Source organism: Limimaricola pyoseonensis (assembly GCF_900102015.1).
GTDB lineage: Bacteria > Pseudomonadota > Alphaproteobacteria > Rhodobacterales > Rhodobacteraceae > Limimaricola > Limimaricola pyoseonensis.
The window spans coordinates 205781-231321 of sequence record NZ_FNAT01000003.1; the positions used below are offsets into that span (position 1 = coordinate 205781).

Here is a 25541-nt window from a genome sequence, read left to right on the forward strand (position 1 = left end):
TCCCCGACCCCCGACGAGGACATTCCATGACCGACCTGACCCCCCGCGAGATCGTCACCGAGCTCGACCGCTTCATCATCGGCCAGAAGGACGCCAAGCGCGCCGTCGCCGTGGCGCTGCGCTCGCGCTGGCGGCGCAAGCAGCTGCCCGACGCGCTGCGCGAAGAGGTCTACCCGAAGAACATCCTGATGATCGGCCCCACCGGCGTCGGCAAGACCGAGATCTCGCGCCGGCTCGCCAAGCTGGCGCACGCGCCCTTCGTCAAGGTCGAGGCCACCAAATTCACCGAGGTGGGCTATGTCGGCCGCGACGTCGAGCAGATCGTCCGCGATCTCGTCGACGCCGCCATCGTGCAGACCCGCGAGCAGATGCGCGAGGACGTGAAGGCCCGCGCCCACGAGCAGGCCGAGAACCGCGTGATCAGCGCCATCGCCGGCACCGACGCGCGCGACCAGACCCGCGAGATGTTCCGCCGCAAGCTCAAGGCGGGCGAGCTCGACACCACGATGATCGAGATCGAGGTCACCGACCATTCCAACCCGATGCAGGGCATGGACATCCCCGGCCAGCCCGGCGGCATGATGAATCTCGGCGACCTGTTCGGCAAGGCGATGGGCGGCCGCAAGGTCAAGAAGCGCGTCACCGTGGCCGAGAGCTACGAGCTGCTGATCGCCGACGAGGCCGACAAGCTCTTGGACGACGAGACCGTCACCAAGGCCGCGGTCGAGAGCGTCGAGCAGAACGGCATCGTCTTTCTCGACGAGATCGACAAGGTCTGCGCCCGGCAGGACGCGCGCGGCGGCGAGGTGAGCCGCGAGGGCGTGCAGCGCGACCTGCTGCCGCTGATCGAGGGCACCACCGTCTCGACCAAGCACGGCCCGATCAAGACCGACCACATCCTGTTCATCGCGTCGGGCGCCTTCCACGTCGCCAAGCCCTCGGACCTGCTGCCCGAGCTGCAGGGCCGGCTGCCGATCCGGGTCGAGCTGCGCGCGCTGACCGAGGAGGATTTCGTCCGCATCCTGACCGAGACCGACAACGCGCTCACCCGCCAATACGCGGCGCTGATGGGCACCGAGGAGGTCGAGGTCGAGTTCACCGAGGCCGGCATCAAGGCGCTGGCGCGGATCGCGGCCGAGGTGAACCGCTCGGTCGAGAACATCGGCGCGCGCCGGCTCTACACCGTGCTCGAGCGGGTGTTCGAGGAGCTGAGCTTCACCGCGCCCGACCGCGCCGGCGACAAGGTGGTGATCGACGAGGACTTCGTCGAGGAGCATCTGGGCGAGCTGTCGCGCTCGACCGACCTGTCGCGCTACGTGCTCTAGACCTCGCGCCAGACCCCCTTCGCCTTCACGAAGCGCGCGGTCTGCACGATCTCGAAGCGGGGCCGGTCCTCGGCCCCGTATCGCTCGACCCGGATGCGGCCGGGCTCGACATGCAGCAGGTTGAAGTTGTTGGTCTCCTCGCGCAGCCGCGACGAAAGACCGGTGCCCGCCTGCACCAAGAGCACGCCCGGCGCCGCGGTGAGCGGCGCAACGGCGGCGTTGTGCAGATGCCCCGACAGCACCACGTCGGCGCCGCAGCGCCCGAGGCTCGCTACCGCGGCGCGCGCACCCCGCATCAGCCGCTTCTCGGTGCCGGGATCGTGCTCCAGCGGGTGGTGCATCATCGCCAGATGCGTGCGCCCGTCCGGCGCCCCGGCAAAGGCGTCGCAGACCCGGCGGATGGTGTGCCGGCCGATCTTGCCCGACTGCCAGGCCCAGCGGTTGACCGTGTTCACACCGACCAGCGCCACCTCCTCGTCGGCATAGTCCGGCTCCAGCTCGGGGCTGATGATGTGGCGGTAGCGGTGGAACGGCTTGACGAAGCGCAGCCACGGGTTGTCGATCGGCGTGTCGTGGTTGCCCGGCACCGCCAGCACCGGCGCGGCGAGCCGTTCGATGAAGGCCGCGGCCTGCCGGAACTGCCCCTCGCGCGCGCGCTGGGTCAGGTCGCCCGAGAAGGCCACCAGATCCGGGGCGAGGCGGTTGATCGTCTCGACCAGCGGGTCGAGCAGTTCGGCGCGGGTACGGCCGAAATGCAGGTCCGAGATATGCAGCACCCGCCTCATGCGGCGTCCCGCGCGTCCCGGCCGGGCAGGATCAGACGGAAGGCGTCGCGGTGCATCTCGAAATGCAGCGGCCCCTCCATCGGGAACTTCTCGCCGTCGCAGGCCACGAGTTGGCGGCTGCGTTTCACGTGGATCTCGAGCTTGTCGGCGCAGATCATCTCGAAATCCTCGCCGAGCCGCATCTGCTTGACCGCGAGCCGCACCGCGTCCGACAGCAGGCCGAAGCGGCCCTCGTCGGGAGCGATGAAGACCGAGAACCCGCCCTGGCGGACGCAATCCGCCCCCTGCAGCCCGAAATGCTCGAGCTGGAAGGCCGAGCGCGCCACGAAGACCAGCGGCGTGCGGAAGGCGCGGCGCTCGCCATTGGCCTCGATCTCGACCTTGAGCGGCCGGGTGAAGCGCCAGAAGGTCTTGAGCACGGACCAATGCGCCGCGATCCGGCGGCGGCCCCAGCGGCGATAGACGGTCTCGCGCTCCTTCAGGATCGCCGGGTAGACCCCGATGCTGGCGTTGTTGAGGAAGATCCGCCCGTTCACCGTGCCGAGGTCGATCGGCTCGGAATGCCCCTCGGCGATCACCCGCGCCGCGGCCTCGGGGTCCTCGGGGATGCCGTAGCCGCGGGCGAAGAAGTTGAAGGTGCCGAGCGGCAGCACGCCGAGTTGGCAGCCCGAGCCCTTGAGCGCCGAGGCCACCGCCATGATCGTGCCGTCGCCGCCCGCCGCGACCACGGTGCCCGCGCCGTCGGCCACCGCGCGTTCGGCGGTGGGGATGATGTCGCGGCCCTTGACGTGGCGCAGCTCGGCGCCGGGGCCGAGGATCTCCATCGCGCGCTCGATCGCCTCGCGCTCGCGGCTGTTGCGGCCCGAGCGGTCGTTGCAGATCACGCGGATGCCGGCCCGGTCCGGCGTGGGTCGGGCAGCGATCGGGTCGGCCATGTCCGAAGGGCTCCATCTGGGGTACGCCGCTTCAACGCACGCCCCCGGCACAAAGTTTCTGCGTGTGCGGGCGGGGCTTTCCACCCGTCCCGGGAGTTGCGACAAGGCCCCGAGAAAGGCTTTCCATGACCCTGATCCGTTTCCTGCGCGACAACGCGCCCTTCCTCGCCGCGGGCGCGCTGCTGAGCTTCGGCTCCTCCTTCGGCCAGACCTTCTTCATCTCGGTCTTCGCCGGCGAGATCCGCGCGGCCTTCGGTCTCAGCCACGGCGCCTGGGGCGCGATCTACACGCTCGGCACCACCGCCTCGGCGCTGGTGATGATCTGGGCCGGCGTGCTGACCGACCGGTTCCGCGCCCGCGCGCTGGGCCCGGCGGCGATGGCGCTGCTGGCGCTGGGCTGCCTGTCGATGGCGATCCTGCCCGGCAGCTGGGGATGGGCGCTGCCGGTGGCGATCTTCGTGCTGCGCTTCGCCGGGCAGGGGATGCTGACCCATATCGCGGTGGTGGCGATGGCGCGCTGGTTCGCGGCCGGGCGCGGCAAGGCTCTGTCGATCGCCTCGATGGGCGTGGCGCTGGGGCAGGCGGTGCTGCCGGTGCTCTTCGTCGCGGGGCTGGCGCTGTTCGACTGGCGGCTGCTCTGGGTCGGCGCGGCCGCGCTGTCGCTTTTGGCGGTGCCGCTGGCGCGGGGCCTGCTGCGCCAGGAGCGCACGCCGCAGAGCGTCGCCGCCGAGAGCCAGAGCCTCGGCATGGAGGGCCGGCACTGGACCCGGAGCCGGGCCGTGAAGCACTGGCTGTTCTGGATGCTGGTGCCGGCGCTGCTGGGCCCGCCGGCCTGGGGCACGGCGCTGTTCTTCCAGCAGGTGCACCTCGCCGAGGTGAAGCCCTGGAGCCTCGGGCAATGGGTGGCGCTGATGCCGCTCTTCACCGCCATGACCATCGGCGCCAACTTCGCCACCGGCGCGGCGCTCGACCGGCTCGGCACGGCGCGGCTGATGCCCTTCCTGATGGCGCCGTGGACCGTGGCCTTCCTGGTGCTGAGCCAGGCCGACGGGCTGGGCCTCGCGGCGCTGGGGCTGGTCTTCGCCGGGATCGGCGGCGGCGCGCAGGCGGTGCTGCCCGGTGCCTTCTGGGCCGAGTTCTACGGCACCCGCCACATCGGCGCGATCAAGTCGGCGGCGGCGGCGGTGATGGTGTTCGGCACCGCGATCGGGCCGGGGGTGAGCGGCGCGCTGATCGACCGCGGCATCGACTTCCCCGACCAGATGCTCGGCATCGCCGCCTATCTGGGCCTCGCGGGGCTGCTGATGGCCTGGGGCGTGCGCCGGGCCGCACCGCTCCTGCCCGCGCGCGAGGTGCTGCGCGCAGCCGCCTAGCGCCGGCGCAGATAGACGTAGTAGGCGCCCTCGCCGCCATGGCGGAAATGCGCGGGCGTGACCTGCAGCACCGCCTGCTTCAGGGGCGACAGCGCCAGCCATTGCGGCACCTGGTGGCGCAGCACGCCCTGGCGCACCGGCATCGGCGCCTCGTGATCGCGCGCGCGGCCCTTGCCGGTGATCACCAGCACCAGCCGCCGGCCCATCTGCTGGCTCGACAGGATGAAGGCCACCAGCTCGGGATGCGCCTCCGACAGCGTCATGCCGTGCAGGTCGATCCGCGCCTCGGGCTTGAGCTTGCCGCGGGTCATCCGGCCATGCGCCTTGGCGTCCATCGCCACCGGCGCGCGGCGCAACCGCTCGGAGAGCGGCCGCAGCAGGTCGTCGTCGCGCGCCGTGCCGGCCTTCTCGCCGACCCGGAAGCGCGGCATCGGGTCGGGCGGCGGCATCGGGGCAGGGGGCGTGGCACCGGTCTCGGGCGGGGTCGGCTGTTTCGGCGGCGCGCCCTTGGCCCGGCGCGCGCGGTCGAGCGGGTCGGCCGAACGCGCGACCTTGTCCCACAGCGCCCGCTCCTCGGGCGACAGGTGACGGGGTCTGCGCGCCATCAGGCCGGGTCGGCCAGGGTCTGCGGCAGCATGTCCCAGGCGCGCTGGATCGGCAGCAGCACCACCATCCGCCCGCCGTCGCGGGTGCGGCCGGCGCGCTTGCCGGCGAGCCGTCCGGTGCCGAAGAAGATGTCGCCGCGCTGCGCGCCCTTGATCGCAGAGCCGGTGTCCTGCGCCACCATCAGCCGGCGCAGCGGCGCCTCGCCCTCGGTCTCGAGCCAGACCGGCGCGCCGAGCGGCACGTAGGCCGGGTCCACCGCCAGCGTGCGCATCGGCGTGATCGAGCGGTTCATCGCGCCCAGCGGCCCGCGCTCGGCCGGCACCTCGTTCACCTCGCGGAAGAACACGTAGGAGCGGTTGGTCCACAAGAGCGCCCGCCCGGCGGAGGGGTTGCGCCGCACCCAGGCGCGGATCACCTCGGCCGAGACCTCGTGCGGCTCGTAGACGCCGCGCGCCACCAGCTCCTGGCCGACCGAGGAATAGGGCTGGCGGTTGGCGCCGCCATAGCCCAGCCGGATCACCTTGCCCGAGGGCAGCCGCACCCGGCCAGAGCCCTGGATCTGCAAAAAGAACAGGTCGACCGGGTCGACATAGGCGATCTCGAGCCCGCGCCCCTTGAGCGCGCCCGACTGCTCGATCTCCTGCCGGGTGAGCCAGGGCCCCTCGGAGGGCAGGTCGTCGGGCACGCGGTAGACAGGCGCGACATGGCGGCCGTCGGGCACCTCGGAGCCGCGCAGCTCGGGCTCGTAATAGCCGGTGAAGAGCGCGTCGCGCCCGCCCTCGACCAGCACCGGCTGGAAAAACAGCTCGAAGAAGGCGCGCGCGTCGGTGGCCTCGCGCGCTAGGCCGCACAGCGCCTGCCAGTCGCGCGCGTCGAGATCGCCGCAGGTTTCGAGAAAGGCCGAGAGCGCCGCGTCGTGGTCGTCCTCGCGCCAGCCCCTGAGCTGCTCGAAGCTCACGAGCTTGGGGCTCGCGGCGGCGGCGAGCGGCAGGCCGATGGCCAGCGCCAGTGCCGCCGCCAGACGGGTCATTCCCCGGTCGCCACCAGCTTCCAGTTAGGGTCGTCCGAGCCCATCACCCGCGCGAAGGTCCAGACGTCGCGCTGGCGCTTGATCTCGGTCGGGCTGCCCTCGACCACCTGGCCCTCGCGGTCGCGCACCACGTAGGTCAGCTCGCCGGTGAAGCGCACCGCGATCTCGGCCTCGCGGCTGTCGCGGTCGAAGCTCGCCTCGCGCACGCCGATCTCGGCCAGGCCCACGAAGGTCGCCTCGACCTTCAGCCCCTCGCGGTCGCGCGCCGCGACCACCTCGGCGAAGGCCTCGTAGACGTCGTCCGACAGGAACGGCTTCACGCTTTCCAGGTCGCCGTTCTCGAAGGCCATCAGGATCATCTCGTAGGCGCCGCGCGCGCCCTGCAGGAAGTCGCTGAGGCTGAACTCCTTGTCGGCCGCCTTCATCGCGGTCAGCGCGCGGGCGGCGTCGCTGCCCTCGGGCACGTGGTCGGTGATGTCGCGATCCGGGCCGCCCTCGATCACCTCGAACTCGGGCCGCGAGCGGCGTTTTTCCGCCTGACGCGGCAGGCTCGGCTTCTCGAATCCCTCGCGCGTTCCCAGCACGCCGCGCAGCCGCAGGATCAGGAAGATCGCGATACCTGCAAGCACCAGGAGCTGGATGATCGGAGAGTTCATTCGGGGCCTCGTTTTCGGGTGGGCATGGTGTCCTGCCCCTGTGGCACCTATGTAAGCCACGCACCGGTTCAAGTCCACCGAACCCCCGGCACCGTGATGCCGCGGGACAGACCCAGGAGACCGCCCATGTGGCTGCTCATCGCCTTCATCGCCGTGCCGCTGATCGAGATCGCGCTGTTCATCCAGGTCGGCGGCCTGATCGGGCTCTGGCCGACGCTGCTGATCGTGGTTCTGACCGCGATCGCCGGCACCGCCCTGGTGCGCGGGCAGGGCGCGCAGGCGATCGCCGGGCTGAAGCGATCGCTCAACGAATTCAAGGACCCGTCGCGGCCGCTGGCCGACGGCGCGATGATCCTGTTCGCCGGCGCGCTGTTGCTGACGCCGGGCTTCTTCACCGATGCCTGCGGCTTCGCGCTGCTGATGCCGCCGGTGCGGGCGCGGGTCTACAAGATCCTGCGCGAGAAGGTGAAGGTGTCGCAGTTCGAGATGCACTCCGAGTTCGGGCCGCGCGGCCCCGCCGGCCCGCAGCAGCAGCGCGAGCCGCAGGATCGGGTGATCGACGGCGAGTTCCACGAGGTCGGCGACGACAAGAAGCCCACCCATCCCTCCGGCTGGACCCGGCATTGAGAGCCACCGGAGGGGCTGATAGACAGGGGCGCAACCGACATGGAGGATAACAGATGACCGACACGCCCGACGCCCCCGCGGCCTCGAACGGCGACGGCAACGGCCAGCAGCCGCAGGCCGGGCAGCAGCAGCCCAAGGTGACCCAGCGCGTCGTCGCGCAGTACATTCGCGACATGTCCTTCGAGAACGCGCTGGCGCAGAAGGGCCTGTCGGGCGATCTGCAGCCCGAGATCCAGGTGCAGGTCAACCTCGACGCCCGCAAGCGCGGCGCCGAGAACCAGTACGAGGTGATCACCAAGCTCAACATCACCTCGAAGGCCAAGGAATCGGGCGAGCCGCTCTTCGTGCTCGAGATCGAGTATGCCGGCGTGTTCCAGATCACCGGCGTGCCGGACGAGCAGCTGCACCCTTACCTGCTGATCGAGTGCCCGCGCATCACCTTCCCGTTCCTGCGCCGGATCGTCTCGGACGTGACCCGCGACGGCGGCTTCCCGCCGCTGAACCTCGAGCAGATCGACTTCCTGCAGCTCTACCGCAACGAGCTGCAGCGCCGGGCCCAGGCCCAGCAGGCGCAGAAGGCGGCCGAGGCCGAGCAGGGCCCGTCGGGCACCGCCTGAGGCGTCAGCCGAACTTCTTCCAAAGCGCGCCGTCGCCCAGTTTGCCGACGAACTCGGCATGGGCGGCGGCTTCCTCCCCGGTCAGCCGCGACGGCAGCGGCGCCGGGCGCGGGCGCGGCCGCCACTCGGCCGCGGACCCGTCCTCGCCCGCACGGCCCTGCGCGACGTTGAGCGCGAAGTCGGGCTGCCGACCGCCGATCAGCTCCAGATAGACCTCGGCGAGGATCTCGCTGTCGAGGAGCGCGCCGTGCAGCGTGCGCGAGGAGTTGTCGATCCCGAAGCGGCGGCAGAGCGCGTCGAGCGAGGCGGGCGAGCCCGGAAACCGCTTGCGCGCGATCGCGAGCGTGTCGAGCGCGCGCTCCATCGGCAGCTGCGGCATCTTCACCCATGACAGCTCGGCATTGATGAACTTCATGTCGAAGGCGGCGTTGTGGATCACCAGCCGCGCATCGCCGATGAACTCGACGAAATCGCGCGCGATCTGCGCGAATTTCGGCTGGTCGCGCAGGAAATCGTCGCCGAGCCCGTGCACCTCGAAGGCCGCCTGCGGCATCGAGCGTTCGGGGTTGATGTACTGGTGGTAGGTGCGGCCCGTCGGCATGTGGTTGAGCAGCTCGACCGCACCGATCTCGACGATGCGGTCGCCCTCGGCCGGCTCGAAGCCGGTGGTCTCGGTGTCGAGCACGATCTCACGCATGCCGCATCTCCTGCCTGATCCTCGCCAGCACGTCCCGCACGCCGGCGCGGGCGGCGTCCGGCGTCACGGTCTCGATCACGTAATCGGCCCGGGCGCGTTTCTCAACATCCGGCATCTGTCGCGTGAGGATCGCGTCGAGCTGGGCGCGGCTCATGCCGGGGCGGGCGAGCACGCGCTCGGCCTGCAGATCGGACGGCGCGCTGACTACGACGACCGCGTCCATCTGCGCCTCGCCGCCCGTCTCGTAGAGCAGCGGGATGTCGAGCACGACGATGTCGGCGTCCTGCGCCGCGACGAAAGCCTCGCGGTCGTCCTGCACCAGCGGGTGCACGATCGCCTCGATCCGCGACAGCGCGCCCGGATCGGCGGCGATGATCTCCTTCAGCGCCGGGCGCGACACCGCGCCGTCGATCACCGCATCCGGGAAGGCCGCGCGCATCGGTGCGACCGCGGCGCCGCCCTCGGCGTAGATGCGGTGCACCGCGGCGTCGGCGTCCCAGACCGGCAGGCCTTCATCGGCGAACATGCGGGCCGTGGTGGTCTTGCCCATGCCGATCGAGCCGGTGAGGCCGAGCCGGAATGTCACGCCAGCACCGCGGCGCGGGTGGCCTCCGTCACCTCCGGCGTCGCGCCGAACCAGCGCGAGAAGCCCGGCACCGCCTGGTGCAGCAACATGCCGAGCCCGTCGACGGTGCGGCAGCCGCGGGCGCGGGCCGCGATCAGCATCGGCGTGTCGAGCGGCGTGTAGACGATGTCGGTCGCGAGCGCCGAGGCGGGCAGGGCGGAGAGGTCGATGTCGAAGGGGTCGGCGCCCTGCATGCCGAGCGATGTGGTGTTCACCGCCGTCGCCGCGCCGTCGAAGGCGCCCGCCGCCTCGGCCCAGTCGACGACCGTGGCGCGCGGGAAGATCTCAGCCAGCGCCTCGGCGCGGGCGCGGGTGCGGTTGGCGAGGCGGATCTCGGGCGCGCCGGCCTCGGCCAGCGCGTCGAGCACGGCGCGCGCCGCGCCGCCCGCGCCCAGCACCACCGCCGGGCCGTCGGCGGCGGACCAGTCCGGCGCGTTCTGGCGCAGGTTGGCGATGAAGCCGTGGCCGTCGGTGTTGTCGGCGTGGATCGCGCCATCCTTGAAGGTCAGCGTGTTCGCGGCGCCGATCCGGCGGGCGCGGTCGCTGACCTCGTCGGCGATCCTCAGCGCCGACAGCTTGTGCGGGATGGTCACGTTGGTGCCCATGAAACCCATCCGAGGCAGGGCGCGCAGCACCGCCTCGACATCGGCGTCCTCGACATGCAGCGGCACGTAATGGCCCGAAAGGCCGAGCGTCTCGAGCCAATGCGCGAAGAGGCGGGGCGAGCGGGAATGGGCGATCGGGTTGCCGATCACCCCGGCCAGAGGAATCCGATGCGTCATCTTTGAAGCGTCCCCCGCAGCGTCAGCCAGTTGATCAGTTCCAGAAGCGGCAGCCCCAGAACGGTGAAATAGTCGCCCATCACCCGCGCGAAGAGGCGCACGCCCTCTTCCTCGAGCTTGTAGCCGCCGACCGAGTGGCGGATCGAGTCCCAGTTGCGCTCGACGTAACCGGCGAGCCAGTCCTCCGAGCAATGCGCCATGTCGAGCCGCACCACGCCGACATGCCGCCAGAGCGGCTCGCCGTCCTGGAACACCACCGCCGCCGAAAGAAGCTGATGCGTCCGGCCCGACAGTCGCCCGAGTTGGTCGAGCGCCTCTTCGGGGGTCTCGGGCTTGGAGAACACCTCGCCGCCGAGCGCCAGCACCTGGTCGCAGCCGAGCACCAGCGCCTGGGGGTTGCGCGCGGAGACCTTCGCGGCCTTCATCTCGGCCAGCTTGTCGGCCAGATCGCGCGGCGGCGCGCCCTCGGCCAGGAGCGCCGCCTTCAGCGCGGCCTCGTCGACGCGGGCCTTCTCGACGGTGAAGGCGATGCCGGCATTGCGCAGAAGCTGCGCGCGGATCTCGGAGCCGGAGGCGAGGATGATCGGATCGGTCATGCGGGGCCTGTGGATGACTCTAGGGAGGAATCGGGCCGAATCATTGAGGACGACTCGGTGGACCGTTCTGACGCCTCGATTCGCTCGGGACAAGCCGGGTGAGTCGTTTCGCGACTCAGCGACTTATCCACGGTGGGCAATGACAAGACGCCCGGTGTGGACAATTTCGGGCGGAGTCGCGAGTCAAGATCGCGACTCGGAGGATTCATGCGGCAAGCGGATTCTTTTAACGACGCCGGAACAAGGGGTTGAGTGAAGGTCACGAGTCGTTCCGCCCTAGTGCACCAAGCCCCTCGCCTGTGGACGACTCTGAGGATAGGCGCGCAAGTGCGGGTTATCCACGGCGCTACATCTCTCTTCATCTTTTCTTTTATCCCTATTTCTTTGAGAAGGGCGCGGCCGAGAAGGGGACACGACATGACCGAATGGCTCGCCGCCGCCTATCCGTGGATAAAGACGGGACACATCCTGGCCTTCGTGTCGTGGATGGCGGGGATGTTCTACCTGCCCCGGCTCTTCGTCTATCACGCGGAACGCGCGACACCGGGCTCCGAGCTCGACTCGACCTTCCAGGTGATGGAGCGCAAGCTTCTGAAGCTGATCATGTCGCCGGCGATGATCGCGACCTGGGTCTTCGGGCTCTTGCTGATCGGCACCGGCGTCGTGAACTGGGCCGAGCCCTGGCCCTGGATCAAGGCCGCGGCCGTGCTGGGGATGACCGGCATGCATGGCTGGCTGTCGAAGCGCCGCAAGGAGTTCGCCGCCGGCGAGAACCGGCGCAGCGGGCGCGATTACCGCATCGCCAACGAGGTGCCGACGGTGCTGCTTCTGGTGATTGTGGTCGCGGTGGTGGTGAAGCCGTTCTGAGACGGCCGCCGTCCCGGACACCCTGCCGGCGCCAGCGCGGCGTTGACGCGCGACTTATCCACGCCTAAGACTTCTCCCCGCTTGCCCGTCCGGGCGAAGCGATTCCATTTTCACGACCGACAAGAGCGGCCCGCGGGCTGCCACAGGACCGTTTCCCATGTCCCAGGACCGCCTGAACCTCGCCGACCTCAAGGCGCAGAGCCCGAAGGATCTGCTTTCGCTGGCCGAAGAGCTGGAGATCGAGAACGCCTCGACGATGCGCAAGGGCGACATGATGTTCGCCATCCTCAAGGAGCGCGCCGAGGAAGACTGGGTGATCGGCGGCGACGGCGTGCTCGAGGTGCTGCAGGACGGCTTCGGCTTCCTGCGCAGCCCCGAGGCCAACTACCTGCCGGGCCCCGACGACATCTACGTCTCGCCCGACATGATCCGCCAGTACAGCCTGCGCACCGGCGACACGGTCGAGGGCGTGATCCAGGAGCCGAACGAGAACGAGCGCTACTTCGCGCTGGTCAGCGTCGAGAGCATCAACTTCGAGGCGCCCGAGAAGGCGCGTCACAAGGTGGCCTTCGACAACCTGACGCCGCTTTACCCGGATGAGCGGCTGAAGATGGAAGTCGAGGAGGAGGCGGCCTCGAAGGACCGCTCGGCCCGGATCATCGATCTGGTCGCGCCGATCGGCAAGGGCCAGCGTTCACTGATCGTGGCGCCGCCGCGCACCGGCAAGACGGTGCTCCTGCAGAACATCGCCCACTCGATCGAGAAGAACCACCCGGAGTGCTACCTGATCGTGCTCTTGATCGACGAGCGGCCCGAGGAGGTCACCGACATGCAGCGCAGCGTGAAGGGCGAGGTCGTGTCCTCGACCTTCGACGAGCCCGCCTCGCGCCACGTCGCGGTGTCGGAGATGGTGATCGAGAAGGCCAAGCGTCTGGTCGAGCACAAGCGCGACGTGGTGATCCTGCTCGACTCGATCACCCGCCTCGGCCGTGCCTTCAACACCACCGTGCCGTCCTCGGGCAAGGTGCTGACCGGCGGCGTCGACGCCAACGCGCTGCAGCGGCCCAAGCGCTTCTTCGGTGCGGCGCGCAACATCGAGGAGGGCGGCTCGCTCACGATCATCGCGACCGCGCTGATCGACACCGGTAGCCGCATGGACGAGGTGATCTTCGAGGAGTTCAAGGGCACCGGCAACTCGGAGATCGTGCTCGACCGCAAGGTCGCGGACAAGCGCGTCTTCCCGGCGATGGACATCCTCAAGTCCGGCACCCGCAAGGAGGATCTTCTGGTCGAGAAGGTCGACCTGCAGAAGACCTACGTGCTGCGCCGCATTCTCAACCCGATGGGCACCACCGATGCCATCGAGTTCCTGATCTCGAAGCTGAAGCAGACCAAGACCAACTCGGACTTCTTCGACTCGATGAACACCTGAGCCGCGCCGCGGCGGGATCTTCGCCATGGACACCATCTTCGCACCAGCCACGGCGCAGGGCCGCGCCGGCGTGGCGATCGTCCGGATCTCCGGACCCGAGGCCCGCGCGGCGGCAGAGCGTCTCGCCGGGCCGCTGCCGGTGCATGGCCGCGGCCTGCGCCGGCTGAAGGCCGCCGATGGCGAGATCCTGGACGAGGCCTTCGTGCTGACCTTCGACGCGGGGCGCAGCTTCACCGGCGCGCCGGTGGTCGAGCTGCACCTGCATGGCAGCCCGGCGGTGATCTCGGCCGTTCTGGCCGAGCTGCGGCGCGACGCGCGGCTGCGCTATGCCGAAGCCGGCGAGTTCACGCGCCAAGCGCTCGAGAACGGCCGGCTCGACCTCGCGCAGGTCGAGGGGCTGGCCGACCTGGTCGATGCCGAGACCGAGGCGCAGCGCAAGCAGGCCTTCCGGGTGATGACCGGCGCGCTCGGCGACAAGGCGGACCGCTGGCGGCAGGGGCTGCTGCACGCCTCGGCGCTGCTCGAGGCGACGATCGACTTCGCCGACGAGGAGGTGCCGGTCGACGTCTTTCCGGAGGTGCGGCAGCTGATCGACGCGGCGTCGGGCGAGATGCGGCGCGAGATGGATGGTGTCGGCGCGGCCGAGCGGCTGCGCGACGGCTACGAGGTCGCGATCATCGGCGCACCGAACCTTGGAAAATCGACGCTTCTCAACCACATAGCCGGGCGCGAGGCGGCGATCATCTCCGACATTCCCGGCACCACGCGCGACGTGATCGAGATCCGGCTCGACCTGCGCGGCCTGCCGGTGACGATGCTCGACACCGCCGGTCTGCGCGAGGCGGCCGACAAGGTCGAAGCGATCGGGATCGAGCGGGCGCGCGCGCGCGCCAAGGCGGCGGACCTGCGGGTGCATCTCGTCGCGCCGGGCGAGACGCCGGCGGTGGCGCCGGGGCCGGACGACATCATCCGCGTCGCCCAGGTCGACCGCAACGGCGCGGCGGATGGGATTTCCGGGCTGACCGGGCAGGGGGTCGGCGCGCTGCTCGACGAGATCGCCGAGCGGCTCGGCCGGCGCAGCGCGGCGGCGGGGGTGGCGATTCGTGAACGCCACCGCGTTGCCATCGCCACCGGTCTCGACCATATGGCGGACTGCCTCGACATGCTCGAGCAGGGACCTGAGGCGACCGACCGGGCGGCGGAGGATCTCCGACTGGCGGTGCGCGCGCTGGACAGCCTTGTCGGGCGGGTGGATGTCGAAGATATTCTCGGCGAGATCTTCTCGCGATTCTGCATCGGAAAATAGGGGATGTTTCACGTGAAACATGCGACCTACGACGTCATCGTGATCGGCGGCGGCCACGCCGGCAGCGACGCGGCCGCCGCGGCGGCCCGGCGCGGCGCGCGCACGGCGCTTGTCACGATGAAGATCGCCGGCATCGGCGAGATGTCCTGCAACCCGGCCATCGGCGGCCTCGGCAAGGGACACCTCGTGCGCGAGGTCGACGCGCTGGACGGCGTGATGGGCGTGGTCGCGGACCGCGCGGGTATCCAGTACCGGCTGCTCAACCGCCGCAAGGGGCCGGCGGTGCAGGGGCCGCGCATGCAGGCCGACCGCCGGCTCTACCGCGAGGCGATGCAGCAGGTCCTGAGCGACATGCCGAACCTCGACCTGATCGAGGCCGAGATCGCCGACCTCGTGATCGAGGGCGGTCGCGTCAGCGGCGTCGTCACCGCCGCCGGCGACCAAATTCATGCCCCGGCCGTGGTTCTCACCACCGGCACCTTCCTGCGCGGCGTGCTGCATATCGGCGATGAGACGCGCTCGGGCGGGCGGCATGGCGACGACGCCTCGCTGCGGCTAGCCGAGCGGATCGACGATCTCGGCCTTCCGCTCGGGCGGCTGAAGACCGGAACGCCCGCGCGCCTCGACGGGCGCACCATCGACTGGGACAGTCTCGAATCCCAGCCCGGTGACGAATCTCCGGCGATGATGTCCTTCCTCAACGCGGCGCCGATCGCCCGGCAGATCGCCTGCGGCATCACCCGCACCACCGAGGCGGCGCACGAGGAAATTCGCGAGAACCTGCACCGCTCGGCGATGTTCAGCGGCAATATCTCCGGCGTTGGCCCGCGCTACTGTCCCTCGATCGAGGACAAGGTGGTGCGCTTCGCCGACAAGGACTCGCACCAGGTCTTTCTTGAGCCCGAGGGGCTGGACACGAACCTGGTCTACCCCAACGGCATCTCGACCTCGCTGCCGGCGGATGTGCAGGAGCGGTTCATCCGCGCCATGCCGGGTCTCGAAAAGGCCGAGATTGTGCGGCCCGGCTATGCCATTGAATACGACTACGTCGACCCTAGATCGCTGAAACCGACACTGGAACTGCGCGACGTGCCGGGTCTGTACCTGGCCGGCCAGATCAACGGCACGACCGGCTACGAGGAAGCCGCCGCGCAGGGCATGGTGGCCGGCCTCAACGCCGCCGCCGCCAGCCGCGGCCTGGCCGCTGCCGAGTTCAGCCGCGCCACCAGCTATATCGGCGTGATGATCGATGACCTGATCACCCGCGGCGTGACCGAGCCGTACCGGATGTTCACCTCGCGGGCCGAGTTCCGGCTGTCGCTGCGCGCCGACAACGCGGACCAGCGGCTCACCGGTTGGGGCCGCGAGCTTGGCTGCGTCGGCGACGACCGCTGGGAGATCTTCGACGCGAAGATGAAGCGCCTCGAGGCCGGCCGCGCGCGGCTCGAAGCGATGTCCTTCACCGCGCGCGATCTCGCGGGGCATGGCGCGCGGCTCAACCCCGACCGCCCGGCCAAGACCGGTCTCGAGGCGCTGGCGCTCGCCGATGTCGACATGCCGCAGCTCGCCGCGCTGCGCCCCGAGCTTGAGGATCTCGACCCCGAGGTCGCGACCCAGCTCAAGCGCGACGCCACCTACGCCTCCTACATGACGCGGCAGCAGAAGGACGTCGAGGCGGTGAAGCGCGACGAGGATCTGCGCTTCCCCGACGGCTTCGACTTCGCCACGGTGACGGGCCTTTCGAACGAGCTGCGGCAGAAGCTGCGCGAGGCGCGGCCCACTTCGGTGGGGCAGGCGGCGCGGATGGAGGGGATGACCGCCTCCGGTCTGCTGCTTCTGCTGGCGGCCGCGCGCAAAGCGGCATGAGCGCCACGTCCTACCCCGATGTTTCACGTGAAACAGCGGAGCGGTTGCACCGCTACGCCGAGCTCGTGCGCAAGTGGAACCCCTCGATCAACCTCGTGGCCAAGCGCGACCTCGAGCTGCTGGAAACCCGCCACATCGCGGATTCGCTGCAGCTCGCGGCCTTCCTGCCATCCCGGGGTCACTGGGTCGATCTCGGCAGCGGCGGCGGATTTCCCGGAATCGTCGTTGCCGCCGCGGCGCGTGACCGTTCGCCCGAGCTTCGCTTCACCCTCGTCGAGAGCGACGCCCGCAAGGCGGCCTTCCTCGCCACGGCCATTCGTGAGCTCGACCTCAACGCCGCAATCCTGGCCCGCCGGATCGAGGCCGTCGATCCGCTGGGCGCCGACATCGTCAGCGCCCGCGCGCTCGCGCCGCTCGATCGGCTGATCGCGCTCGGCCTGCCGCATCTCGCGCCCGGAGGGCGAATGATCTTCCCCAAGGGCCGCCGCGCCGAGGACGAGATCCGCGACGCCCGCGCGCAGTGGAAGTTTGACTGCGTCGCTCACAAAAGCGATACCGATCCCGAGGCACGCATTCTCGAAATCAGCAGGGCAGAGCATGGATAACCGGCCGGCGGCAGCCAAGATCATCGCTATCGCCAACCAGAAGGGCGGTGTCGGCAAGACCACCACGGCCATCAATCTCGGCGCGGCGCTGGCGAAGGCGGGACGGCGCGTGGTGCTGGTCGATCTCGACCCGCAGGGCAACGCCTCGACCGGGCTCGGCCTCACCGCCGACCTGCGCCGTGCGACCATCTACGACCTGCTTCTGGGCGAGGCCGAGGCGACCGAAACCCTGCACGACACCTCGGTTCCGAGCCTGAAACTGGTGCCCGCCACCACCGATCTCAGCTCGGCCGATGTCGATCTTCTCTCCTCCGAGGGCCGCAGCCGGCTTCTGTCGCGCGCGATCGCCGGCCTTGCCCGGCTCGGCGACAACGCGCCCGACTACGTGCTGATCGACTGCCCGCCCGCGCTCAACATCCTGACCGTAAACGCCATGGTCGCCGCGCATTCGGTGATCGTGCCGCTGCAAAGTGAGTTCTTTGCGCTCGAGGGTCTGTCCCAGCTGATGCTGACCCTGCGCGAGATCCGCCAGACCGCGAACCCCGAGCTTCGGATCGAGGGCATCGTCCTGACCATGTACGACCGCCGCAACAACCTGTCGCAGCAGGTCGAGGAGGATGCGCGCCAGACGCTGGGCGATCTGGTGTTCCGGACCGTGGTGCCGCGCAACGTGCGCCTCAGCGAAGCGCCGTCGCATGCGATGCCGGTGCTCGACTACGATCCGACCTGCGCCGGCAGCAAGGCCTATGCCGATCTCGCGCAGGAAGTGCTGGAACGCGAAGGGTGAGGGAGAGGCAATGGCAGAACGACAGGTAAGGAACCGGGGCCTCGGCAGAGGACTTTCCGCATTGATGGCTGATGTGACACAGGACCAGACAACCCCTAGCGGCCAGGCGCGCCGCCCCGACATGATGGTGCCGGTCGAGCGCATCCGCCCGAACCCGGACCAGCCGCGCCGGCATTTCGACGAAAGCGCGCTCGACGAGCTCGCCGCCTCGATCCGCGAAAAGGGCGTGATCCAGCCGCTCATCGTGCGCCGCGACCCCAAGGCCGAGGGCTATTACGAGATCGTCGCCGGCGAACGCCGCTGGCGCGCCTCGCAGATCGCCCGCCAGCACGAACTGCCGGTGATCATCCGCGACTACACCGACACCGAGGTGCTCGAGGTCGCGATCATCGAGAACATCCAGCGCGCCGATCTCAACGCGGTGGACGAGGCGGCGGGCTACAAGCAGCTGATGGAGCGCTTCGGCCACACGCAGGAGCAGCTCGCCAGCGCGCTCGGCAAGAGCCGCAGCCACATCGCCAACCTGATGCGGCTGCTGTCGCTGCCCGACGACGTGCAGGAGATGCTCACCGCCGGCGAACTCACCGCCGGCCACGCCCGCACGCTGGTCGGCCATCCCGAGGCGTCGAGCCTCGCGCGGCAGATCGTGATCAAGGGCATGTCGGTGCGCGACGCGGAATCGCTGGTGCGCAAGCCCGGCAAGGCGCAGAGCCCGCGCGCCGCGCGCAAGTCGCACAAGGACGCCGACACGCTGCAGCTCGAGCGCGAGCTGACCGCGACGCTGCAGATGCAGGTCAGCATCGACCACGACACGCAGGGGCAGGGCGGCAAGATCACCCTGCGCTACCGCGATCTCGAGCAGCTCGACGATCTGTTGCGCGCGCTTTCGGGCGACTAGGCCAGGAGTTCGCGCAGCACCGCGTTGAGGACCGGCCGACCCGCCGCCGTGGCGAAGAGCCGGTCCCGCTCGCGGCGCAGCATTCCCATCTCTTCCAGCCCGCGCACGCGGGCCTCGAAGCCGGCATCGGGGGCGGCGAGGCCGTGCAGATCCACGCCCTCGCTCAGCCTCAGCCCCATCATCAGCCGCTCCTCCCAGGCCTCGACCTGCGACACCGCCTCGCGCGGCAGCTCGCCGGGCTGCCCGGCCTCGACCGTCTCCAGCCACTTGCCCGGCGCCTTCGGCGCCTCGGTGCCCCAGCGCGTCCCGTTCAGGTCGAGCCGCCCATGCGCCCCCGGCCCGACGCCGATCCAATCGCCGGACCGCCAGTAGACCAGGTTGTGCCGGCTTTCCGATCCCGGCGCCGCATGGTTCGAAATCTCGTAGGCCGGCAGCCCCGCAGCCGAAGTAACCTGTTGAGTTACTTCATACATTTCCGCCGCGCGGTCCTCGTCGGGCAGGCCCTTCAGCCCGCCGCGCGCCAGCCGGTCGCCGAAGGCCGTGCCGTCCTCGACCGTCAGTTGATAGAGCGAAAGATGGTCCGCCGCGTAGCCGATGGCGCGCTTCAGCTCCGCCTCCCACTGCGCGACGGTCTGGTCCTGCCGCGCATAGATCAGGTCGAAGCTGACCCGCTCGAAGGCGTCGCGCGCGATGTCGAATGCCCGAAGGCCCTCATCGACACCATGCAGCCGCCCCAGCCGCCGCAGGTCGCCGTCATCCAGAGCCTGCATCCCCATCGAGACCCGGTTCACCCCGGCGCTCCGGTAGCCGGCAAAGCGCCCGGCCTCGATCGAGGTCGGGTTGGCCTCCAGCGTCACCTCGAAATCGTTGGTCAGCCGCCAGCGCGCGGTGATCCGGTCGAGGATCGCCGCCACCAAGGACGGGTCCATCAGGCTCGGCGTGCCGCCCCCGAAGAACACCGAGGTGAGCACCCGATCGTCGGTCTCCCCGGCCAGACGGTCCAGCTCGGCAAGGTAGGCCCGGCCCCAGCGCTCCTGGTCGATATGCGCCGCGACATGGCTGTTGAAGTCGCAATAGGGGCACTTGGCCTGGCAGAAGGGCCAATGCAGGTAGAGGCCGAAGCCCCCACGCTGCCAGTTGTCGATCTCAGCCGCCAAAGCAGCCTTCCCGCAGCAGGGCCACGGCGCGGGCGCGGTGGCTCATGCCGTTCTTCTTCTCGGCGCTCATCTCGCCGAAGGTCTCGGTCTCGCCGTCGGGCAGGAAGACCGGGTCGTAGCCATGGCCTTCGGCGCCGCGCATCGGCCAGATCACCTGCCCCTCGACGCGGCCCTCGAACACCTCCTCGTGCCCGTCCGGCCAGGCCAGCACCAGCGTGCAGCGGAACCGCGCCGTGTGCGGCGCCTCGGCCCCACGCGCGACCAGCGCCTCGTGCACCTTGCGCATCGCCATGTGGAAGTCGCGGCCATTGCCGGTCTCGGCCCAGTCGGCGGTGCGCACGCCGGGCTTGCCGTCCAGCGCGTCGACCTCGATGCCGCTGTCATCGGCCAGCGCCGGCAGACCGGTCGCCGCCACCGCGGCGCGGGCCTTGATCCGGGCGTTGCCGACGAAGCTTTCCTCGGTCTCCTCGGGCTCGGCCAGATCGTGATCGGCGGCGCCAGAGACGCTCACCCCGAAGGGCTCGAACAGCGCCCGGAATTCCTCGAGCTTGCCGGCATTGTGGGTCGCGACGACCAGCCTGTCGCCCTCGAAGCGGCGCATCAGGCCACCGCCTGCAGCTGCGCGCGCGCCAGCTCCGCCGCGCCCGCCTCGGCGAGGTCCATGAGCTGCCCCATCTGCTCGCGCGTGAAGGTCGAACCCTCGGCCGACATCTGCACCTCGATCAGCTTCGCGCCCATCATCACGAAGTTGCCGTCGACGCCCGCCTCGCTGTCCTCGGCATAGTCGAGATCGGCCACCGGCTGCCCGGCATAGAGACCGCAGCTCAGCGCCGAGACCGGCTCGCCCAGCGGATCCGACAGCACCAGCCCGGCGCTCATGAGCTTCTGCACGGCGAGCTTCATCGCCACCCAGCCGCCGGTGATCGCGGCGCAGCGCGTGCCGCCATCGGCCTGGATCACGTCGCAGTCGATGGTGATCTGCCGCTCGCCGAGTGCTACGAAATCGACCCCGGCCCGCAGGGAGCGGCCGATCAGGCGCTGGATCTCCTGCGTGCGGCCCGACTGCGCCGACTTCGCCTCGCGCCGCATCCGGCTGTTGGTGGCGCGCGGCAGCATGCCGTATTCGGCCGTCACCCAGCCCTGGCCCGAGTTGCGCTTGAAGGGCGGCACCCGCTCCTCGACGGTGGCGGTGCAGATCACGTGCGTGTCGCCCATGCGGATCAGGCAGGAGCCCTCGGCATGGCGGTTGACGCCGGTTTCGATCGAGATGGGACGCAGCGCGTCGGGGGTCCGGCCGGAAGGGCGCATGATGTCATCCTCTTGTCTGTTGCCCCCGCGCATACGCGCTCGGGCCTGCAAATCCAAGCAGCCCCGCGGGGTGCATTGACCTGTCGGCGGAGTACCCCTTAATTTGCCATGCCCCCAGAGCAGCAAGGCCCCGCGATGACAGACCGCTCGCCCCGACTGGACGACATGAACGACCGCTCGCGCGAGGTGTTCCGCCGCGTGGTGGAGGGCTATCTCGAGACCGGCGCGCCGGTCGGCTCGCGCACCCTGACCCGGCACATGTCCGAGAAGGTCAGCGCCGCCACGATCCGCAACACCATGCAGGATCTGGAGCATATGGGCCTTCTGGGCAGCCCGCATGTCAGCGCCGGCCGGATGCCGACGCAGCTCGGCCTCAGGATGTTCGTCGACGGGCTGCTCGAGGTCGGCGATCTCGAGGCCGACGACCGCCGCCGCATCGACCAGTCGATGGCGGATTCGGAGGGCGACGTGACCTCGCTGCTCGACCGGGTCGGCCATGCGCTCTCGGGCATCACCCACGGCGCGAGCCTCGTGCTCACGCCCAAGCACGAGGCGCCGATCAAGCATATCGAGTTCGTCTCGCTCTCGCCCGAGCGGGCGCTGGTGGTGCTGGTCTTCGCCGACGGCCATGTCGAGAACCGGATCTTCACGCCCCCGGCCGGGCAGACGCCCTCCTCGATGCGCGAGGCGGCGAACTTCCTCAACGCGCTGGCCGGCGGCCGCACCCTGCGCGAGCTGGCCACGGTGATCTCGCGCGAGATCGCCGCCCGCCGTCAGGAGATCGACACGCTGGCCGCCGAGCTGGTGGAATCGGGCCTCGCCACATGGGTCGACCAGGGCGAACAGGGCGAGCGGCTGATCGTGCGCGGCCGCGGCAACCTGATCGGCGAGGCCGGGGCCGAGGTCGATCTCGAGCGGATCCGCTCGCTGTTCGACGACCTCGAGCGCAAGCGCGACATCGCGCAATTCCTCGACCTCGCGGAGGAGGGCGACGGGGTGCGGATCTTCATCGGATCGGAGAACAAGCTTTTCTCACTTTCGGGTTCATCTCTGGTCGTTTCTCCTTATATGAACGCCGACCGTAAGATCATCGGCGCCGTGGGCGTCATCGGGCCGACCCGTCTCAACTACGGGCGGATCGTGCCCATCGTGGACTATACTGCACAGCTGGTCGGCAAGCTCCTATCCGACCGCGCCTAAAGGGAAATTGTGACGATGGCAGAGCAGAACGAACCGCGCAGCCTCGACGAGCTGGCCGCCGAGGTGGACGAGAACGGCGAGGCCCCGGCCGAATCGAGCGCTGAGGCCGCCGAGGGCTCGGACGAGCTGGAGATGCTGCGCGCCGAGCGCGACGAGATCCGCGACCGGTTCGTCCGCGCGCTGGCCGATGCCGAGAACACCCGCAAGCGGGCCGAGCGCGACCGCCGCGAGGCCGAGAACTACGGCGGCTCCAAGCTCGCCCGCGACATGCTGCCGGTGCATGACAACCTCGAGCGCGCGCTCGGCGCCATCGCCGAGGACCAGCGCGAGGCCCAGAAGGCCCTGATCGAGGGTCTGGAGCTGACCATGCGCGAGCTTCTGAACACCTTCAAGAAGCACGGCATCCAGCCGGTCGCGCCGAAGGTCGGCGACAAGTTCGACCCGCAGCTGCACCAGGCGATGTTCGAGGCCCCGGTGCCCGGCACCAAGGCCGGCGAGATCATCCAGGTCGCGGCGCAGGGCTTCCTGCTGCACGACCGGCTGCTGCGCCCGGCCCAGGTCGGCGTCTCGTCCTTCAAGGAAAGCTGAAGAAAAACCGCGCCTTGCCGGAACCCGCGCCGCGCGCGCGCGTTGCATGGCATGTAAAGGGTATGAGAGTGCGAGGGCGCGGCTTCGGCCGCGCCTTCTTTGTGTCGGGGGCCTTTCCGGGCCTAGCCCGCCTTCGCCGCCGCGCGCAGCTCGTAGAGCAGGTCGAGCGCCTCGCGCGGGCTGAGCGCGTCGGGGTCGATCTCGCGCAGCCGCGCCTCGACCTCCGAGCCCTGCGCCGCCGCCGCGGGGGCGGCCGCCGCCGGCACCGGCGCCTGCGCGGCGAAAAGCGGCAGGTCCTCGATCAGCGCCTCGGCCTTGCCGCCGCCCTCGCGCTCGCCGCTCTCGAGCTTCTGCAGCACCGCGCGGGCCCGTTCGACCACCGAGGCCGGCAGCCCCGCCAGCCGCGCCACCTGCACCCCGTAGGAGCGGTCGGCGCTGCCGCGCCGCACCTCGTGCAGGAAGATCACCTCGCCCTCCCATTCGCGCACCGCGACCGTGGCGGTGGCGACGCCGTCGAGGCTTTCGGCCAGCCGCGTCATCTCGTGGTAATGGGTGGCGAAGATGCCCCGGCAGCGGTTCACCCCGTGCAGGTGCTCGAGCACCGCCCAGGCGATCGAGAGGCCGTCATAGGTCGCGGTGCCCCGGCCGATCTCGTCGAGGATCACCAGCGCCCGGTCGTCGGCCTGGTTCAGGATCGCCGCCGTCTCGACCATCTCGACCATGAAGGTCGAGCGGCCGCGCGCGAGGTCGTCGGATGCGCCGACCCGGCTGAAGATCTGGCTGACGAGGCCGATATGCGCCGATTTCGCCGGCACGAAGCTGCCCATCTGCGCCAGCACCGCGATCAGCGCGTTCTGCCGCAGGAAGGTCGACTTGCCGGCCATGTTCGGGCCGGTGAGCAACCACAGCGAAGCGTCCGACAGGTCGCAGTCGTTGCCGACGAAGCTCTGGCCCGCGCGCCTCAGCGCCGCCTCGACCACCGGGTGACGACCCGATTCCACGTGAAACGCCCGGCTGTCGTCGACCTTGGGCCGGCACCAGCCGGCGCCGCGCGCAAGATCCGCAAGCCCGCTTGCGAGGTCCATCTCCGACAGCGCCCGCGCGAGTTGCCCCAAGGGGGCCGCCTGCGCGAGGATCGCGTCCCGAAGCCGTGCATAGACCCGCTTCTCGATCTCGAGCGCGTGCCCGCCCGCGTTCAGGATGCGGGTCTCCAGCTCGTTCAGCTCGACCGTGGTGAACCGCACCTGGTTCGCCGTGGTCTGGCGGTGGATGAAGCGCTCCGAATGCGGCGGGGCGAGCATCTTCGCGGCATGGGTCGCGGTGGTCTCGATGAAGTAGCCCAGCACGTTGTTGTGCTTGATCTTCAGGCTCTGCACGCCGGTCTCGGCCGCGTAGTCGGCCTGCATCCCGGCAATCACGCCGCGCCCCTCGTCACGCAGGCGGCGCGCCTCGTCGAGTTCCGCCTCGAAGCCCTGCGCCACGAAGCCGCCGTCGCGCGCCAGAAGCGGCGGCTCGGCCACCAGCGCCTGGTCGAGCAGCTCGTGCAGCTCCTCGAGCCCGGTCAGGTCGCGCGCGGCCTCGGCCAGAAGCGGCGGCAGCTCCTGCGCCTCGCCCAGCGCCGCGATCTCGCCCGCCACCTCCAGCGTCGCGCGGATCGCCGCCATGTCGCGCGGGCCGCCACGGTCGAGCGCGAGGCGCGACAGCGCCCGGTCGAGGTCATGCGCGCCCTTCAGCGCCGCACGCAGGTCGGCGGCGAGCCGGCTTTCCTCGACCAGATGCGCCACCGCGCCCTGCCGCGCCGCGATCACGTCGAGCCGGCACGACGGAGAGGCCACGCGCCGCTCCAGAAGCCGCGCGCCGCCCGCCGTCACGGTGCGGTCGACCGCCTGCAGGAGCGAGCCGTCGCGCCCGCCGGTCATGGAATGCGTCAGCTCCAGCGAACGCCGTGTCGCGGCGTCGATCCGCATCGCCGACATCCGCGCCTCCTGCTGCGGCGGGCGCAGCAGCGGCAGGTTGCCCTTCTGGGTCAGCTCCAGATACTCGACCAGCGCCGCCATCGCCGCCACCTCGGCCCGGCCGAAGCTGCCGAAGGCGTCGAGAGAGGCCACGTTCCACAGCTTGCAGAGCCGCGCCTGTCCGTTGGCGCTGTCGAAGGCGGTGCGGTGCACCGGCGTGACGGCAAGGTCGAACTCCTCCAGCACCGGCGCCAGCTCGGCCTCGGCCGTCTCCTCGACCAGGATCTCGCGCGGCGTCAGCCGCGCCAGCTCCGGCCCCAGCGCCAGCCGCTCGCAGGGCAGCACCGACAGCGCGCCGGTCGAGATGTCGACCCAGGCCAGCGCGCAGTCGCCGCGTATCTCCGAGAACGCCGCGAGGAAGTTGTGGCGGCGCGCGTCGAGCAGGCTCTCCTCGGTCAGCGTGCCGGGGGTGACGAGCCGCACCACGTCGCGCTTCACCACCGATTTCGAGCCGCGCTTCTTGGCCTCGGCCGGGTCCTCGAGCTGCTCGGCGATGGCCACGCGAAAGCCCTTGCGGATCAGCGTCAGCAAATAGCTCTCGGCCGCGTGCACCGGCACGCCGCACATCGCGATGTCCTCGCCCATGTGCTTGCCGCGCTTGGTGAGCGCGATGTCGAGCGCTTCGGCCGCCGCCACCGCGTCGTCGAAGAACATCTCGTAGAAATCGCCCATCCGGTAGAACAGCAACGCGTCCGCATGCGCCGCCTTGATCTCCAGATACTGCGCCATCATCGGCGTGACGGTGCCGGCCTGCGTGTTCATGATGTCCCCCGGGAGTCTCGCGCGGCGCGACACTAGCTTTGCCGGGCGGCGCGCGAAACCCCGCGCCCGGCCTTTGACGCTAGGGCGTTGCGCCGC

At 70.0% G+C, this 25541-nt stretch carries 26 protein-coding genes; 13 read left to right on the plus strand and 13 right to left on the minus strand.

The window, feature by feature from the left end:
• Positions 1-26 precede the first annotated feature (26 nt).
• Positions 27-1325 (plus strand): ATP-dependent protease ATPase subunit HslU, encoded by a 1299-nt coding sequence (hslU, locus tag BLT43_RS08555; protein ID WP_090111916.1) that lies wholly within the window; start codon positions 27-29, stop codon positions 1323-1325.
• On the opposite strand, the gene BLT43_RS08560 is transcribed toward hslU, so the two are convergent.
• Both BLT43_RS08560 and BLT43_RS08565 read right to left on the minus strand, forming a co-directional pair.
• On the minus strand, positions 1322-2110 hold the full coding sequence (locus BLT43_RS08560) for a metallophosphoesterase family protein (RefSeq protein WP_242652252.1): 789 nt from the start codon (positions 2108-2110) through the stop codon (positions 1322-1324). The genes hslU and BLT43_RS08560 overlap by 4 nt on opposite strands.
• On the minus strand, positions 2107-3045 hold the full coding sequence (locus tag BLT43_RS08565) for a diacylglycerol/lipid kinase family protein (RefSeq protein WP_090111918.1): 939 nt from the start codon (positions 3043-3045) through the stop codon (positions 2107-2109). The genes BLT43_RS08560 and BLT43_RS08565 overlap by 4 nt, the downstream gene beginning before the upstream one ends.
• 125 nt (positions 3046-3170) lie before the next feature.
• Here BLT43_RS08565 and BLT43_RS08570 point away from each other — a divergent pair, with 125 nt between their 5' ends.
• Positions 3171-4418: an MFS transporter gene (locus BLT43_RS08570; RefSeq protein WP_090111919.1), complete on the plus strand. Its 1248-nt coding sequence runs from the start codon at positions 3171-3173 to the stop codon at positions 4416-4418.
• Here BLT43_RS08570 and BLT43_RS08575 read toward each other — a convergent pair.
• Genes BLT43_RS08575 through BLT43_RS08585 form a run of 3 tightly spaced genes read right to left on the minus strand, consistent with a single transcriptional unit; the run spans position 4415 to position 6710 of the window.
• A complete protein-coding gene (locus tag BLT43_RS08575; RefSeq protein WP_090111921.1) occupies positions 4415-5023 on the minus strand; it encodes a Smr/MutS family protein in 609 nt (202 codons plus the stop codon). The two genes, BLT43_RS08570 and BLT43_RS08575, sit on opposite strands and share 4 nt — an antisense overlap.
• The gene (gene mltA, locus BLT43_RS08580; RefSeq protein ID WP_090111923.1) at positions 5023-6054 is read right to left on the minus strand and encodes a murein transglycosylase A; all 1032 of its coding nucleotides are present in this window, start codon (positions 6052-6054) and stop codon (positions 5023-5025) included. The genes BLT43_RS08575 and mltA overlap by 1 nt, the downstream gene beginning before the upstream one ends.
• Entirely contained in the window at positions 6051-6710 is a 660-nt protein-coding gene (locus BLT43_RS08585; protein ID WP_090111925.1) for a Tim44/TimA family putative adaptor protein, read from the minus strand. Before BLT43_RS08585 ends, mltA begins: the two co-directional genes overlap by 4 nt.
• A 126-nt stretch (positions 6711-6836) precedes the next feature.
• Here BLT43_RS08585 and BLT43_RS08590 point away from each other — a divergent pair, with 126 nt between their 5' ends.
• Together BLT43_RS08590 and secB are read left to right on the plus strand one after the other, a co-directional pair.
• Positions 6837-7337 (plus strand): FxsA family protein, encoded by a 501-nt coding sequence (locus tag BLT43_RS08590; RefSeq protein ID WP_090111927.1) that lies wholly within the window; start codon positions 6837-6839, stop codon positions 7335-7337.
• Between the two features lie 53 nt (positions 7338-7390).
• The gene (gene secB / locus BLT43_RS08595) at positions 7391-7954 is read left to right on the plus strand and encodes a protein-export chaperone SecB (protein WP_090111930.1); all 564 of its coding nucleotides are present in this window, start codon (positions 7391-7393) and stop codon (positions 7952-7954) included.
• 4 nt (positions 7955-7958) lie between these two features.
• On the opposite strand, the gene dnaQ is transcribed toward secB, so the two are convergent.
• The 4 genes from dnaQ to BLT43_RS08615 are packed head-to-tail and all read right to left on the minus strand — an operon-like array spanning position 7959 to position 10654.
• Positions 7959-8651 (minus strand): DNA polymerase III subunit epsilon, encoded by a 693-nt coding sequence (gene dnaQ, locus BLT43_RS08600; RefSeq protein ID WP_090111932.1) that lies wholly within the window; start codon positions 8649-8651, stop codon positions 7959-7961.
• Positions 8644-9237 carry a dephospho-CoA kinase gene (coaE, locus tag BLT43_RS08605; protein ID WP_090111934.1) on the minus strand — a complete coding sequence of 198 codons (594 nt, stop codon included), beginning with the start codon at positions 9235-9237 and terminating at the stop codon, positions 8644-8646. Before coaE ends, dnaQ begins: the two co-directional genes overlap by 8 nt.
• Positions 9234-10058, minus strand: a complete 825-nt coding sequence (locus BLT43_RS08610; protein ID WP_090111936.1) for a shikimate dehydrogenase — start codon at positions 10056-10058, stop codon at positions 9234-9236. The genes coaE and BLT43_RS08610 overlap by 4 nt, the downstream gene beginning before the upstream one ends.
• The gene (locus tag BLT43_RS08615; RefSeq protein ID WP_090111938.1) at positions 10055-10654 is read right to left on the minus strand and encodes a Maf family protein; all 600 of its coding nucleotides are present in this window, start codon (positions 10652-10654) and stop codon (positions 10055-10057) included. The genes BLT43_RS08610 and BLT43_RS08615 overlap by 4 nt, the downstream gene beginning before the upstream one ends.
• A 417-nt stretch (positions 10655-11071) precedes the next feature.
• Here BLT43_RS08615 and hemJ point away from each other — a divergent pair, with 417 nt between their 5' ends.
• From hemJ to BLT43_RS08650, 7 genes are all read left to right on the plus strand, one after another.
• Positions 11072-11521, plus strand: a complete 450-nt coding sequence (gene hemJ, locus BLT43_RS08620; RefSeq protein WP_090111940.1) for a protoporphyrinogen oxidase HemJ — start codon at positions 11072-11074, stop codon at positions 11519-11521.
• A 157-nt stretch (positions 11522-11678) separates the two neighbouring features.
• The gene (gene rho / locus BLT43_RS08625) at positions 11679-12953 is read left to right on the plus strand and encodes a transcription termination factor Rho (protein ID WP_090111942.1); all 1275 of its coding nucleotides are present in this window, start codon (positions 11679-11681) and stop codon (positions 12951-12953) included.
• Positions 12954-12978: 25 nt separating this feature from the next.
• Entirely contained in the window at positions 12979-14259 is a 1281-nt protein-coding gene (gene mnmE / locus BLT43_RS08630) for a tRNA uridine-5-carboxymethylaminomethyl(34) synthesis GTPase MnmE (RefSeq protein ID WP_090111944.1), read from the plus strand.
• Between the two features lie 3 nt (positions 14260-14262).
• The gene (gene mnmG / locus BLT43_RS08635) at positions 14263-16125 is read left to right on the plus strand and encodes a tRNA uridine-5-carboxymethylaminomethyl(34) synthesis enzyme MnmG (RefSeq protein ID WP_090111946.1); all 1863 of its coding nucleotides are present in this window, start codon (positions 14263-14265) and stop codon (positions 16123-16125) included.
• Positions 16122-16730: a 16S rRNA (guanine(527)-N(7))-methyltransferase RsmG gene (rsmG, locus tag BLT43_RS08640; protein ID WP_090111948.1), complete on the plus strand. Its 609-nt coding sequence runs from the start codon at positions 16122-16124 to the stop codon at positions 16728-16730. The genes mnmG and rsmG overlap by 4 nt, the downstream gene beginning before the upstream one ends.
• Complete coding sequence (locus tag BLT43_RS08645) at positions 16723-17517, plus strand: ParA family protein (RefSeq protein ID WP_090111950.1); 795 nt, start codon at positions 16723-16725, stop codon at positions 17515-17517. Before rsmG ends, BLT43_RS08645 begins: the two co-directional genes overlap by 8 nt.
• Positions 17518-17527: 10 nt before the next feature.
• A complete protein-coding gene (locus BLT43_RS08650) occupies positions 17528-18415 on the plus strand; it encodes a ParB/RepB/Spo0J family partition protein (protein ID WP_090111952.1) in 888 nt (295 codons plus the stop codon).
• On the opposite strand, the gene hemW is transcribed toward BLT43_RS08650, so the two are convergent.
• Genes hemW through rph form a run of 3 tightly spaced genes read right to left on the minus strand, consistent with a single transcriptional unit; the run spans position 18412 to position 20880 of the window.
• Positions 18412-19560: a radical SAM family heme chaperone HemW gene (gene hemW / locus BLT43_RS08655; RefSeq protein WP_090112362.1), complete on the minus strand. Its 1149-nt coding sequence runs from the start codon at positions 19558-19560 to the stop codon at positions 18412-18414. The two genes, BLT43_RS08650 and hemW, sit on opposite strands and share 4 nt — an antisense overlap.
• 1 nt (position 19561) lies before the next feature.
• Positions 19562-20176, minus strand: coding sequence for a non-canonical purine NTP pyrophosphatase (locus BLT43_RS08660; protein WP_090111954.1), 615 nt, complete (start codon positions 20174-20176; stop codon positions 19562-19564).
• Complete coding sequence (gene rph, locus BLT43_RS08665) at positions 20173-20880, minus strand: ribonuclease PH (RefSeq protein ID WP_090111956.1); 708 nt, start codon at positions 20878-20880, stop codon at positions 20173-20175. The genes BLT43_RS08660 and rph overlap by 4 nt, the downstream gene beginning before the upstream one ends.
• Before the next feature lie 135 nt (positions 20881-21015).
• On the opposite strand from rph, the gene hrcA reads away from it, so the two are divergent.
• Complete coding sequence (gene hrcA / locus BLT43_RS08670) at positions 21016-22080, plus strand: heat-inducible transcriptional repressor HrcA (protein WP_090111957.1); 1065 nt, start codon at positions 21016-21018, stop codon at positions 22078-22080.
• A 15-nt stretch (positions 22081-22095) separates the two neighbouring features.
• Positions 22096-22668 carry a nucleotide exchange factor GrpE gene (locus BLT43_RS08675; protein ID WP_090111959.1) on the plus strand — a complete coding sequence of 191 codons (573 nt, stop codon included), beginning with the start codon at positions 22096-22098 and terminating at the stop codon, positions 22666-22668.
• 122 nt (positions 22669-22790) lie between these two features.
• Here BLT43_RS08675 and mutS read toward each other — a convergent pair whose 3' ends face one another.
• On the minus strand, positions 22791-25445 hold the full coding sequence (gene mutS / locus BLT43_RS08680) for a DNA mismatch repair protein MutS (protein WP_090111961.1): 2655 nt from the start codon (positions 25443-25445) through the stop codon (positions 22791-22793).
• Positions 25446-25541: the final 96 nt, after the last annotated feature.